The sequence below is a fragment of the Oceanicaulis sp. MMSF_3324 genome (assembly GCF_030733545.1).
GTDB lineage: Bacteria > Pseudomonadota > Alphaproteobacteria > Caulobacterales > Maricaulaceae > Oceanicaulis.
On sequence record NZ_JASHIU010000010.1, the window covers coordinates 13,782 to 26,816 of the forward strand.

The 13,035-nt window shown below is 62.8% G+C and carries 13 protein-coding genes; 10 read left to right on the plus strand and 3 right to left on the minus strand.

Annotation, left to right across the window (positions count from 1 at the left end; genetic code table 11):
• The first annotated feature begins 123 nt into the window (after positions 1-123).
• Together RBA95_RS10560 and RBA95_RS10565 are read left to right on the plus strand one after the other, a co-directional pair.
• Positions 124-1,569, plus strand: a complete 1,446-nt coding sequence (locus RBA95_RS10560; protein WP_306016818.1) for a hypothetical protein — start codon at positions 124-126, stop codon at positions 1,567-1,569.
• A gap of 69 nt (positions 1,570-1,638) precedes the next feature.
• Entirely contained in the window at positions 1,639-2,394 is a 756-nt protein-coding gene (locus RBA95_RS10565) for an SIMPL domain-containing protein (RefSeq protein WP_306016819.1), read from the plus strand.
• Positions 2,395-2,397: 3 nt separating this feature from the next.
• On the opposite strand, the gene RBA95_RS10570 is transcribed toward RBA95_RS10565, so the two are convergent.
• Entirely contained in the window at positions 2,398-2,757 is a 360-nt protein-coding gene (locus RBA95_RS10570; protein ID WP_306016820.1) for a hypothetical protein, read from the minus strand.
• Between the two features lie 147 nt (positions 2,758-2,904).
• On the opposite strand from RBA95_RS10570, the gene RBA95_RS10575 reads away from it, so the two are divergent.
• Positions 2,905-5,160, plus strand: coding sequence for a S9 family peptidase (locus RBA95_RS10575; RefSeq protein WP_306016821.1), 2,256 nt, complete (start codon positions 2,905-2,907; stop codon positions 5,158-5,160).
• A 114-nt stretch (positions 5,161-5,274) separates the two neighbouring features.
• Complete coding sequence (locus tag RBA95_RS10580) at positions 5,275-5,967, plus strand: SIMPL domain-containing protein (RefSeq protein ID WP_306016822.1); 693 nt, start codon at positions 5,275-5,277, stop codon at positions 5,965-5,967.
• A gap of 264 nt (positions 5,968-6,231) precedes the next feature.
• Here the strand turns inward: RBA95_RS10580 and RBA95_RS10585 are convergent, their stop codons facing one another.
• The gene (locus tag RBA95_RS10585; protein WP_306016823.1) at positions 6,232-6,813 is read right to left on the minus strand and encodes a 2-hydroxychromene-2-carboxylate isomerase; all 582 of its coding nucleotides are present in this window, start codon (positions 6,811-6,813) and stop codon (positions 6,232-6,234) included.
• Positions 6,814-7,006: 193 nt separating this feature from the next.
• Here RBA95_RS10585 and RBA95_RS10590 point away from each other — a divergent pair, with 193 nt between their 5' ends.
• Positions 7,007-8,245 carry a hypothetical protein gene (locus tag RBA95_RS10590; RefSeq protein WP_306016824.1) on the plus strand — a complete coding sequence of 413 codons (1,239 nt, stop codon included), beginning with the start codon at positions 7,007-7,009 and terminating at the stop codon, positions 8,243-8,245.
• A gap of 38 nt (positions 8,246-8,283) precedes the next feature.
• Positions 8,284-8,724 (plus strand): hypothetical protein, encoded by a 441-nt coding sequence (locus RBA95_RS10595; RefSeq protein ID WP_306016825.1) that lies wholly within the window; start codon positions 8,284-8,286, stop codon positions 8,722-8,724.
• Here the strand turns inward: RBA95_RS10595 and RBA95_RS10600 are convergent.
• Positions 8,721-9,221 (minus strand): GAF domain-containing protein, encoded by a 501-nt coding sequence (locus tag RBA95_RS10600; RefSeq protein ID WP_306016826.1) that lies wholly within the window; start codon positions 9,219-9,221, stop codon positions 8,721-8,723. The two genes, RBA95_RS10595 and RBA95_RS10600, sit on opposite strands and share 4 nt — an antisense overlap.
• A gap of 197 nt (positions 9,222-9,418) precedes the next feature.
• Between RBA95_RS10600 and RBA95_RS10605 the strand changes: the two genes are divergently transcribed.
• From RBA95_RS10605 to RBA95_RS10620, 4 genes are all read left to right on the plus strand, one after another.
• Complete coding sequence (locus RBA95_RS10605; RefSeq protein WP_306016827.1) at positions 9,419-9,877, plus strand: YHS domain-containing (seleno)protein; 459 nt, start codon at positions 9,419-9,421, stop codon at positions 9,875-9,877.
• A 9-nt stretch (positions 9,878-9,886) separates the two neighbouring features.
• Positions 9,887-10,387 carry a hypothetical protein gene (locus RBA95_RS10610; RefSeq protein ID WP_306016828.1) on the plus strand — a complete coding sequence of 167 codons (501 nt, stop codon included), beginning with the start codon at positions 9,887-9,889 and terminating at the stop codon, positions 10,385-10,387.
• The gene (locus RBA95_RS10615; protein WP_306016829.1) at positions 10,387-11,310 is read left to right on the plus strand and encodes a glutamate cyclase domain-containing protein; all 924 of its coding nucleotides are present in this window, start codon (positions 10,387-10,389) and stop codon (positions 11,308-11,310) included. The genes RBA95_RS10610 and RBA95_RS10615 overlap by 1 nt, the downstream gene beginning before the upstream one ends.
• 131 nt (positions 11,311-11,441) lie before the next feature.
• The gene (locus RBA95_RS10620; protein ID WP_306016830.1) at positions 11,442-12,815 is read left to right on the plus strand and encodes an NAD-dependent succinate-semialdehyde dehydrogenase; all 1,374 of its coding nucleotides are present in this window, start codon (positions 11,442-11,444) and stop codon (positions 12,813-12,815) included.
• Positions 12,816-13,035: the final 220 nt, after the last annotated feature.

A 13,035-nucleotide genomic window follows, 5' to 3' on the forward strand; every position in this document is an offset into this window, starting at 1 on the left:
TACCGGACATAGGGGGGCGGATGCAATCGGGAGCGGCGGATGCCCGACTTGTCACTGTCAAGATTGTAACGTGAATACGCGCCCAAGGCGTGTCAGGCTCTCTCAAAACTGGGGGAGACGAATATGAACGCCTTGATCGCACTGGCGCTGGCCGCCACGCAGCAAACCGCCGTGCCGAGCACGGTTTCGGTCAGCCCCACCGGAGAAGACTGGAGCACGGTCACCCTCACGCTGGGCTTTGATGCGGAGGCGGGCGACAGCGTCGCCTTGCGCTTCCCCGAGCAATGGGGACCGGCGGAGAACCTCACAGGCCTGGTCAGCAATGTGCGCGTCAGCGGCCCGGACGGACCTCTGGCGTTCGAGCGGGCTGGCGCGTCGCTGTCTGTCACCGCCTTGCCCGCTGGGCCGATCAAGCTCCGGTATGACATCGCCCAGGACTATGACGGCGAGCCGCAATGGGGCGTGCAGCGCCTGCCCGGCATGCGGCCCGTCCTGCAGCCCGACTACGCCTTCTTTGCGGGTGGCGCGGTGCTGCCGGACTTTGAGGGCGCTTTGAATGAAGTCCGCGTCAGCCTGCCTGAGGGCGGCGCGTTCAACCGTCCTGTGGATGAGGCAGGCCAGAGCGCGCCCGTCTCCTATGCAGCTTTGACCAACGGCCTGTTCGCTTTTGGGGCGTTCCGGATGGAGACAACCGATGTGAATGGCCTCACACTGCGTTCCGCAATCCAGGGCGACTGGCCGCTGGATGACGCGACCCTGCATCAGGTAACGGCGGACACGCTGGGCCAGGCGGCAAGCCTGTTTGAAGACCCGGCGTTTGCGCAATACTTCGTCATGGTCACGCCACTGCCGGAGCTGCCGCAGGGTTCGGCAGTGATCGGGTCGGGCTTTGACGAGGCCTTCTTCCTGCTGGCCACGCCAAATGCCGATCCTGAAAACCTCATCCACACCATCACTCATGAAGTGCTGCACGAATGGATTCCGCGCCGGGCCGGTCAGACCGATGAGGCGACCGACCCCGCTCGCGCCTGGTTCACCGAAGGCTTCACCGAGTATTTCACCCAGCGCCTGCTTTTGCAGACCGGACGCATCACGCTTGGTGAGTTCGTGGCCAACATGGATGCGCTGTGGACCGCCTATATGATGTCGGACGTGAACACCCTGCCCGCCGAAGCGCTGAATGAGCGGCTGTTCGAGAGCGAACAGACCGAACGCCTGCCCTATCAGCGCGGCGCCTTGCTGGCGCTGCATTGGGACACGATCCTGAAGGCGAACGGTCGTGAAGGCCTGACCCGCGTGCTTGCCAATCTCATTGACCGCGCCGACGCGCTGGAAGCGGACGGGCACGCGCGCACCCTATCAGACGCAGCGCTTCACGCCGCCCTGCGCGACGCGCTCGGCGAACGGTTCGACGCCGATTACCAGCGCTACATCGTGGAGGGCGGGCTGATTGATCTGCGCGCGCTGACGCTGCCGGAGTGCCTGGAAGCCGACGCCCACGCTCATTTGCGGATCAAGCCGGGTTCTGAGGCGCTTGAGGCGTGTGCAGCGGGGATTGTCGGGCAATAGGAACGCGCCAATCAGGGCATTCCCACCAGCCGAAAATGGCGTATGGTTTCTCCAATAGAGGGAAATCACATGAAACAGCTCATTCTTCCGGCCTTGCTTCTGGCCAGCCCGCTCCTTGCCGCCTGCGAGCCTGAAGCGCCGCGCACTGTGACGGTGACTGCCGAGGGATGGGCGGTGGAACCTGCGCATTATGCAGTGGTCGAAGTTCACATCGGCGCACGCGCGGGGACACAGGCTGAGGCTCTGGAACAAGCGCAAGCCCTGTTCACGACGCTGAACAGTGAATTGCCCCAATTAGAGGGCATGGAGAGCTTCATCCTGAGCACTCAAGATCTTGATATCCAGCAATACTGCCCAGGGGCCCAGAACCGCATCGTCTACAGGGGAGCACCATGCGAGGCGGAGGGATATGTGGTGACTCAACGCATCACAATTACGATGTCCCCGGCTGATCTGGCCGGAAATATGGCGAGCCTTGCTAACGAGCTGGGCGCGGCAGATGCCAGTATTTACGACTTCCTGGCCGATGATGCTGAGAGTGTTGACCGCAGAGCGTTGCAAGATGCCTTGGCGAACGCCCAACACAGCGCCAATGCCTTGGCTGAGGCTTCCGGGCTAGAACTTGGGGAAATCATCTCAATTCAACCTGCATATGGACATGTTGATGTACGTCCAAGGCGTGTTGATGAAGAACCGATCCTCGTAACAGCGCAGATGAGAGCGCCAGCTCAGGAATTGGATATCTCGCCTGCGGATATCAGGGCGGGTTCACAAATCACCGTAGTCTTCGAACTAGTCGATCCGGCCCCGGCCTCTAACGACTAACCCCTACTCCGGCCGCTCCACATTCTCGCAGGCGTATTCGGCGATATGGCCGGAGATGGCGTTCGGGTCGATGGGCTCGAAATGGTAATTGCGGTGGTCCCGGTTCATCTCGTCCACCGTATGGCCCTGCCCCAGATAGCGCACGAGGCCTTGGCGGCAGTTGATCTCGCGCTGCACGAAGGTCTCCCCGCGACGGCCCACGCGGCGGGTGACGATCTCGAGATTGCCGCCGCGGATCGGCACCAGCATCAGCACGTCATAGCGCGCCGCCGGATCATTGGGCACATCGATGACGGGAAACCGCTGGCCCTGCGCGCTGACGGCGAGGCTGGCGGAGAGAGCGAGAGCTGTGAACAAAGGCATGAGCGCCTCCGGCAAATCCTGAGATGCGGACTTCGCCAGTCTGGGCGCGAAGTGCTTAAGATCGGTTACGACACGGCGCCAGACATTGTCCCTCGCCCCCTCACCCATTAGCTTCGCGCCCGACAGAACAAGAGAAGGGGAGTTCTCATGCGCCACGCCCTGTCCACCTGCGTGTGCCTGCTGGCCTTGACCGCCTGCGCCACCACTTCGGGGAGCTCCGTCCCCGCCCAGCCCGAACCCGCTGACAGCGCCGCATTGAGCATTGATGATGTGTTCGGCTCGGTCAGCCTGTCCGGCGCCACCCCGCGCGGCCTGCGCTTTTCGCCCGATGGCGAGCGCGTGACCTTCCTGCGCCCCAAGGCGGACGACCGCACGGTCACCGATCTGTGGGCGATGGATCTCAGCGATGGCCGGACCTACATGCTGGTGGATTCCGCCGTGCTGGCGCCCGATGAGCGCGAGCTCTCCGAAGCGGAAATCCAGTATCGCGAGCGCGCCCGCATCTCCACCTCAGGGGTGGTCAGCTATGACTGGGACGAGACGGGCGAAGCCATCCTCGTGCCGCTCGACGGCGATGTCTTCTATGTGGATGTGAACACCGGCGAAGCCGAGCGGCTGATGCAGACCGAAGCGTTCGAGACCGACGCCCGCGTCAGCCCGGACGGCGCCTATGTGAGCTTCATCCGTGACCAGAATCTCTGGGTCCACAATCTGGACACCGGCGAGGAGCGCGCCCTGACCAATGAAGGCGGCGGCGCGATCAGCTGGGGCGTGGCCGAATTCGTCGCCCAGGAAGAAATGCAGCGCTATACCGGCTATTGGTGGAGCCCGGATGGCCGCTATGTCGCCGCCGCGCGTATTGACGAGACGCCGGTGGAAATCGTGCCCCGCTTCGGCATCAACGCCGAGGGCGTCACCGTGACCGAGCAACGCTATCCCCGCGCCGGCACGGACAATGTGCTGATCGAACTTCACGTCATCGATGTGGCGACCGGAGAACGCACCCAGGTCGATCTGGGCTCGGAAACCGACATCTATCTGGCGCGCGTGAACTGGAGCCAGGACAGCGGCACGCTCTACGCCCAGCGCCAGAACCGCGCCCAGACCGTGCTGGATATCCTGGCCGCGAACCCGCAGACCGGCGCGACCGATATCGTGCTGACCGAACAGTCAGGCGCCTGGATCAACCTCACCAACGACTTCACCGCGCTGGAGGATGGCGGCTTTCTGTGGACCTCCGAACGCACCGGCTTCCGCCATGTCTATCATGTAAGTGCGCAGGGCGAGGCCCGCGCGCTGACCTCCGGCGAGTGGGTGGTTGATGATCTGGCCGGTCTGTCTGAAGACGGCGAAACGGTCTATTTCGAAGGCTGGGTGACAAGCCCGCTGGAGCGCCATCTTTACGCTGTGCCGTTTGAAGGCGGCGAGCCGGTGCAAATCACCGAAGGCGAAGGCCGCTGGAGCGCAAGCCTGGGCCAGGGTGGTGACGGCTTTATCGGGACCTATTCCGACCCGACGACGCCGGCGCAAACCGCACTTTACGACATTTCGGGCGAGCGCGTGGCCTGGATCGAGGAAAACGCGATCGACGATGATCACCCCTATGCGCCCTTCCTGGCGAGCCATCTCGTGCCCGAATTCGGCACGATCATGGCCGATGACGGGGAGACCGAGCTCTACTGGTCCATGCTCAAGCCGGACCATTGCTCGGCGGCCAATCCCTGCCCCGCCATCGTGCAGGTCTATGGCGGTCCGCACGTGCAGACTGTTTCCAAGGGCTGGGTCGGCGCCCGCGACCAGCTGTTCGCCGACCAGGGCTATATCCTGTTCAAGCTCGACAATCGCGGCAGCTGGAACCGGGGCCATGCCTTTGAAGCCGAGCTGCATGACCGCATGGGCACGGTCGAGGTACGCGACCAGCTGACAGGTCTCGACTATCTCGAAAGCCTCGATTTCGTGGACAATGACCGCATCGGTCTGTGGGGCTGGTCCTATGGCGGCTACATGACGCTGATGACCACGCTGCAGGCGCCGGGCCGGTTCGACGCCGCGGTGTCGGGTGCACCGGTGACCGACTGGTCGCTGTACGACACCCATTACACCGAACGGTATATGGACACCCCGCAAGCCAACGAGGACGGCTATTTCGAGGGTTCGGCCTTTGCTCATCTCGACGGTTATGAAACCCCGACCCTGATGATCCACGGCATGGCCGATGACAATGTCACCTTCGACCATTCCACCCGGCTCTATTCCGAGCTGCAGGAACGCGGCGAGCTGTTCGAGATGATGACCTATCCCGGTCAGCGTCACGGCGTGCGCCCGCCCGCCCTGCAACGCCATCTGTGGACCACGATTTACGACTTCTTCGGTCGCGAACTGGCCGAGGATGACGAAGAGTAGGTCTTCCGTCAGACGAAACGCGAAAACCCCGGAGCGGCGCTCCGGGGTTTTTGTTTTGCGCGAGCGCGGGCCGCTTCTAGAGTGTGCGCACACACGCAGGAGGGGATGTGGGATATGATCAAGACTTTAGGACTATCGCTTCTAGCAGGCTGCGCAATTTGGGCTACACCCGCACTCGCTCAATCGGCAGCTTCGACATCATCGCTTGAAATCAAAGTCAGAGGAAATGCTTTCGTAGGGCAAGCGGCTCAGTCCGGAACGCTATATGTCAACGGAATGATTGACGCCGATTTTGACTGGGATGCGTTTGAGTCTGAGCTGATGGAACAGACTGGAGTGTCAGGAACCGAGAACTCAGAGCAGAACAGTGGGTGGGTTCTGTACCCACCCGTTAGCAGTCCTGATTCCGCTCCTGAGCGTACTCCTATTGTGCGTTTCTTTGAAGGCTCAGCCGCAGAAGCCCAGGCAGCATACGAATACATCACCAATTCAGATCTGGAGATCTACGCTTATGTAAATATGAGTATGGACCCGACACCAGACACTGAAAGACGTGCGGTTGAAGGGGCGACCGCCGACGCTCGGGAACAGGCGGAACTGGTCGCCTTGTCAACCGGATGCCATCTGGATCGCCTGACTTCTGTTGAACTGCTCAGGCTAGAAACTGATGGCAGTGCGGACAATCATACTCTTAGCCTGGTAAGCCAAGACTATGCGGCACAAAGATCATCTCGACCAAACGACTCCGTCCCGGAAGCTTCGTTAGAAGCGAGCGTTTCCGCAACCTTCAACGCCCAATGCCCGTAGGCAATACGCATAGAGTCGGTCGCCGAAGTTCACTTCATTCCCCCCCCTGTCATCCCGGACGCCGTAGGCGATCCGGGATCTGGCGGAACCACTCTGTTCTGATCACAGAAACGAAGCCAGTAGATCCCGGCTCAGGGCCGGGATGACAGCGTGTTGTATGGCAGGGACAGTCTGGGCCTCCGGATCAAGTCCGAAGGCCGAGAGGTTATGCTCAACATCTCGGTCCTCGGGCTTGACCCGGGGCCCCATGGGAGAACCTTCCCCCTACCCCGCCTTCTCTTCGAGCCAGAGATCGAAGCGGTCCTGACCCCAATACTTGTCGCGTCCGTCCACCAGGAAGGGCACGCCGAACACGCCGTCGGCCTCGATCAGGGCGCGCTGGTCCTTGATGGTCTGGGCCAGGGATGTGTCCGCGCCGATGGCGCGCGCGTCAAAACCGTCCCAGCCCGCCGCCTTGGCCGCGCCAGCGAGAACGCCGGGCTCTGAAATATTCTTGCCCTCGCCCCAGCGCGCATCCGAGACCGCGATCGCGAAATCGAGCCCCTGGCCCGCATTCTGTGCGGCGATGAAGCTGAGATTGGCGAGGCGGTAGTCGGGATCGAACGGGTCGGGCAGCGCCAGCGGCAAGCCCATGCGCACGGTCATGCGGAACACGTCCTGCTGATAATAGGCGAGCTTGTACTTGTTCGTGGTCGGATCATAGAACGCCGCGTCATCGGGCGGCCCCGTGAAGATGACCAGCTCGCCGTCAAACCCCGCCTTGGCCAGCTTGTGCAGGCCCAGACGCGAGTAAGGGCTGCGGAAGGCGAAATAGCATCGCGGCGTCGAGGCGGTCGTGTCATTCATGTCGCAAAATCCCGGGCGCTTGGAGAAATTGATGGTGTGCAGCTTAACAGGCACGCCTCCGAGCGCTAACGTTCTGTTAACAGCATCGCGTATGGCCGCCAGTCAAAAATGAATGACTGCGATGCAGGTCGAGGGGGCCTGAGGCGGTTTGGGTTAAAGGCGCGCGCGTCAGAACCGAGGGGGATGGGCGGCGATGACATCGGAAGTCATGATCATGAACCGGCAGGCCGTCGTGCTGGCCGCCGATAGCGCTGTCACCTATGGCGGCGGGCCGGGCTCGGTCGTCACGCTGGAAGCGGAGAAAATCCTCCAGCTCGGCCCCAACATGGCGCTGATGGTGTATTCCCGCGGGGATGTGCTGGGCCGGTCCTGGTCGCACATCGCCCACGCTTTCAAGCGCGATCATGGCGAGCTCGACTTTGACAGCGTGCAGGCGTGCGCGGACGCCTTCTTCGCCTTCATCGACAACAATCGCCAGCTCTTCCCCGAAAAGGAGGAGCGTGAGGAGCTCGAAGACCTGATGCGGGCGGCGATGCTGACCGTGCTCAACCATGCGCGCAATCTGCGCACCCATGCGCCGAACCAGTACGACACCGACGCCGCCGCGTTTGAAGGCGCGCTGGATCTGTACCGGGCGCATCTTCTGCAGGATGAGAACGGGGCGGAACGCGCCAGCCTCGACGTGTTTTCAGATCTTGATCGCGATCGGTTCTATGACCGCTATGCCGGCATGCTGGACGCGCTGATCGGCGAAGCGCTCGGCGAATTCGGGCTGCAGGACGCCATTCGCAACAAGCTCTTTGACTTCGCCTACATGATCATCACCAAGCCGGCCTTCCTCGAGCCCTATGCCGGGCTGGTCTTCGCCGGCTTTGGCGAAAGCGATGTCTTCCCGGTCTATTGCCATTACTACACCTCGATCATGGTGGACGGCGTCATCAAGCGCGCCCATGACGAAACGACCCAGGTGGGGGTCGAGAACGGCCCGAACGCCTATCTGCGCACCTTCGCCCAGGCGGAAATGACCCACGCCTTCCTGCGCGGCGTGCATCCGTACATGTTCGATGTGATGGCCTCCATGAACATGGTCACAAACGAGGCCGCCAGCGAAATCGCCCTGCGCAAGGCGGGGCTCGATGACGCGACCGTCAACCGCGTGATGGGCGAGATGCGTGATTCTGAATTGCTCTCCCTGTCGGCGGAATACATCCACACCGCGCGCACCATCTCGCAGGAAGAATTTATCGACCCGTTCATTGCGGTGGTGGCCGCCTCGGGTAAAAAACAAATGGGTGAGACCGCCAAGGCCCTGGTGGAGCTCAACATTCTCAAAAGCGATTTGCACCAGACCCAGACCGGCGTGGGCGGCGAAGTCGACGTCGCAATGATCTCGCGCACGGGCGGGTTTGAGTGGTATGCTAAAAAATCGTAAACTGCCCTCGGCCCTCACACGTCCAACAGGAGGCGATGATGAGCAATGATCCCACCCGCCTGAACATTGAACGCGCTCGTGAAGCCCTGGCTCGCGCGCGGCTGGATGATGTGGCGACGGCCGTCCGCGCGCCGCGCCCTGCGGACCTGTCCCGGCTTCAGGAGAACCAGGAACGCGCCGAAAGTCTCAGCAGCCGCGCCGACGCCTTTCGCGACAGCGTGCGCACGCGTATGGGCCTGTCGGCGTATTCGGGCGGTTCCACGGGCTATACGGCGGGCCTGACGGGCATGGACGCCGCCCTATGCGACGCCGATGTCTGCGCCCCGGCCCCGCCCCGGATGACCGAGACATCACGCATTGCATTGATGGGCGAAGCCGAACGCGCGCCCGAGGTCAGCCCGGCACAGACGTCGGACACGACGGGCGCTAACGCGGCCCCATCAGAGCCGCGCCGCCGCAAGTTCCTGGGGCTGTTCTAGGCCGTCAGCAGGGTTTTGCAGATCGCTTCCAGGCCTGCCTGATCATCAGCGTCGAAGGCGTCGAGCTCGGCGGAGTCCACGTCCAGCACCGCCGCCAGCGCGCCTTCGGCGTCATAAACGGGGACGACGATTTCCGATTTCGACCGGCTGTCACAGGCGATATGGCCGGGAAAGGCTTCCACATCCCGCACCAGCTGGGTTTCACCGCTGGCCGCCGCCGCGCCGCACACGCCGCGGCCAAACGGGATGCGCAGACAGCCCAGCGTGCCCTGATAGGGGCCCACCACCAGCTCTTGCGGCTTGAGCGGGTCGACCACGTAAAAACCGGTCCAGAAAAAGCGCGGGCCGAAATTGTGCGCCAACAGGCAGGCCGCCGTCGCGTAGCGGGCCGTGGGGCTGGTTTCGCCCGCGACAATGGCGGCGACTTCCTTGCCAATCCGCACATAGGCCTCGGCCTTGGTCTCGCCTTCGACCGCGGTGCTCATCTCTTCGGCCATATCGGGCTCCTGCATTCTGTCGTGTCGTGTTGAGCGCACATCTAGGCGCGCCAGCGCCCAGACGCCAGCCTTGGTGTGTCACGAAGTGTGATCACTCCGCGCTCACGCAGTCGTGCAAGCGTGTGTAGAGCGGTTACGCTGAAGCTGGCGTATGTCTGACCGGGCCGGCGCTCTGGCCGGAAAGATGGGAGCTGATCATGCGTAAAGTCGTTTTCCTCGCCGCCGCCCTGGCTGTTACGGGCGCCGCCCTGCCCGCCGCGGCCGCTCATGCCGAAGACCCGATCTATACCGGACGCTTCAGCAACACCGCTGTCGGCGGCTATGACGCGGTGGCCTATCACACCGAGGGCGAAGCGGTTCGCGGCCAGCGCGCCTTCTCCACCGACTGGCGCGGCGCCGAATTCCGCTTCGCCAGCCAGGCCAATCTCGACCTGTTCCTGTCCGACCCGGAGGCCTATGCCCCGGCCTATGGCGGATACTGCGCCTGGGCCGTCTCCGAAGGCTACACCGCCAAGGGCGACCCCCAGGTCTGGAACATTGTCGATGGCGTCCTGTACCTGAACTATAATAGCCAGATCCAGGAGCGCTGGACCGCGGACATTCCCGGCCATATCGAAAGCGCGAATGCGAACTATCCCGGCCTCGTGGACGAATAGGCGACAGATATGGCTGGGTCTGTTCTTCGTAAAATCGCCGCCTACGGGCTGGGCCTCTGGATTTCCGCGATCTTTGTGGATTCCCTGCGCTTCAAGTTCACCGGGCATGAAACGCCCCGGCACATCTTTGAAACCCTGCGCGACTGGTCCGGGATCGATCTGTTCTATCCCGCCGGTCCCTGGATCATCGGCGTGGCGGAGCTGAGCGCCGCCCTTCTGTTGCTGGGCGTTCCAGTGCTCATCCGTCTGACGACGCGCCAATCGCGACACGCAGCGCTGAGTCAGACTCTGGGCGGTTTGCTGGCGGCGGGGGTGATGAGTGGAGCCATCGTGTTTCACCTGTTCACCCCGCTGGGCATTGAAACCCCGACCGCCTGGATCGCCGGTCAACCGACCGAATGGAGCCCGGCCTTGTTTATTGCCGCTTGCCTGACATGGGTCGCAGGGGTGATGGTGGTCATCCTGCGCAGCGGCGAGGCGCTGCGCATGTCGAAAGGACACCCAGGCTGATGCCCTACGCCCCCGTCTCTGAAGACGCCTCCGTCGAGCGCGTCGCGCTGTTCACAGCGCTGGAGGCGGAATTGGCGCTGGGCGCCAGCCGCGGGGCGGACAAGCTCGCCCCCTTTGCGGCGGGCGGACTGGAGCGGGCGGCGCGCCATCTGGCGCACACCCGCAGCCCCGTCGCGCTGTTCACCGGATTTTATGTGGCCCACGCTGACACCCCCGCCGCCGAAACGGACGGGCCGCTGGCGGTGCTGGCGATCGCCGAAGCGCTGTGCGCCCTGGGCCGTGAGGTCGTGATCGTCACCGATGCGCCCTGTGCGCCTGTTCTGGACCATCTGGTGGCCGAGGCGGGCCTGCCGACAGACAGGCTTCTATCGCCTGACACTGTCGAGGCGCTGGACCCCGCCCTCAAGGCGCGCGGGGTGGAAACCGTGTTCGCCATCGAGCGGCCGGGCCGGGCGATCGACGGGCGCTGCTATTCCATGCGCGCGCGGGATCTGAGCGCACACACCCTCGCCTTTGATGGCGTCTTTGCACCGCGTTCGGGCTATACCCGTCTCGCGGCCGGGGATGGCGGTAATGAGATCGGCATGGGCGCCCTGCCCAAATCCGCGCTCTTCACCCATATCGACCAGGGTCAGACCATCGCCTGCGCCACAGGCGCGGATGCGTTGATCGTCACCGGCGTCAGTCACTGGACCAGCTACGCGCTCGCAGCCGCGATGGCCCATATCGCCCCCGATGATGCGCCAGTCTGGCGTGATGCGGTCAGCGATGCGCGGGAATGCCACCGCCTGTCCGCCGCGCTCAATGCCGGCGCTGTGGACGGTGTGACCGCCAAGGCGACGCCGACAATTGACGGCCTGCCGCTTGAAACCCATCTGGCCAAGCGTGACCGCCTGTTCGCCAGGCTCAAGGACGCGGCATAGGTCTTGAGCCACGCCAAACACTATCCCGCATTCCCCTCCCTCTTCTGCGATTATGTCACGCGCGATGGAACATCTGCGCGCGCAAGGGCGTTTCTCCCCTAATGCGAAAACGCAAAATGCGGAGGCTCCCCATGGCTCAACTCACGACCATCAATCCCGCCACCAATGAAACGCTCAAGCACTATGACCTCATGTCGGACAATGAGGTCGAAACGGCGATCGCGCGCTGCCATACCGCTTATGAGGACTGGCGCCTAAAAAGCCTCAAGGATCGCGCGCGCATCATCCGCGAGATTGCCAAAACACTGCGCGACAACAAGGACGCCTTCGCCGAGTTGATGACCCGCGAAACCGGCAAGCTCTTCAAGGACGGTCAGGCCGAAATCGATCTGTGCGCGCAGATCTGTGAGTACACCGCCGATGAAGGCCCGACCGAGCTGGCCGATGAAACGCGTGATCGCCCCAACGGCAAGGGTCTTGTCACCTATTCGCCGGTGGGCGTGGTCTATGGCATCCAGCCGTGGAATTTCCCGTGCTATCAGGCCGTGCGCTATTCCATCGCCAATCTGATGGCGGGCAATGGCGTCCTGCTCAAGCACGCCGAGTCCTGCACCGGCAGCGGGCTCTTCCTGAAAAAGCTCTATGAGCAAGCCGGTCTGCCCAAGGATCTGTTCACCGTCCTGCTGATCGATCACGATCAGTCCGATGACGTCATCGCCCACGACAAGGTGCGCGGCGTCACTCTGACCGGGAGTGAAGGCGCGGGCAAGACCGTCGCGGCCAAAGCCGGCGAAGCGCTGAAGAAGACCGTGCTCGAGCTGGGCTCCAACGACGCCTACATCATCCTTGAGGACGCCGATCTGGAACTTGCGGTGAAGACTTGCGTGCAGGCGCGCCTGTTCAATAACGGCCAGACCTGCGTGAACGGCAAGCGCTTCATCGTCACCGACAAGCACTATGACGCGTTCGTCGAGCGCTATGCTCAGGCCATGACCGAGATCGAGCTGGGCGATCCCATGAAGGACGACACCGAGCTCGGCCCGATGTCGCGCACCGAACTGCGTGACCAGCTGCACGAGCAGGTCCGCGAGAGCCTTGAAAAGGGGGCGCGCGCCCTGTGTGGCGGCGAAGTCCCCGATCGCGAAGGCGCCTATTATCCCGCCACGGTGCTCGTGGACGTTAAACCGGGCCAGCCCGCCTATGACGACGAATTGTTTGGTCCGGTCGCTTCGGTCATTCGCGCCAAGGACGATGAGGACGCCATGCGCATCGCCAATGACAGCCGCTATGGCCTGGGCGGCGGTATCTTCTCCAAGGATGAAGACAAGGCGATGAAGCTGGCGCGTGACCATTTCGACACCGGCATGGTCATGATCAATGGCTATGATATCGCCACCCCGAACCTGCCCTTCGGCGGCGTGAAGAACTCCGGCTATGGCCGCGAGCATGGCGGCTTCGGCATGAAGGAGTTCGTCAACGCCAAGGCCGTTTCGGTCCTCTACTGACCGCCGCGCCAACACATATCAATGTCCGCCTGTGGACAGACCGGGTCGGCGTTTATCGCTGAACTCCAGGCCCTTTCATCTCGCGCAGCGCTTTATGCTTTTCACTTCACGCGCAAGCGAAGATTAGGCCCGCCCCCCTTTTTCTGCACCGCAATCGATACAGCTTAGGGTCTGAGAGGCGGATCGCCCGCTTCGTAACCGGACTTTAGAGACGCCAATC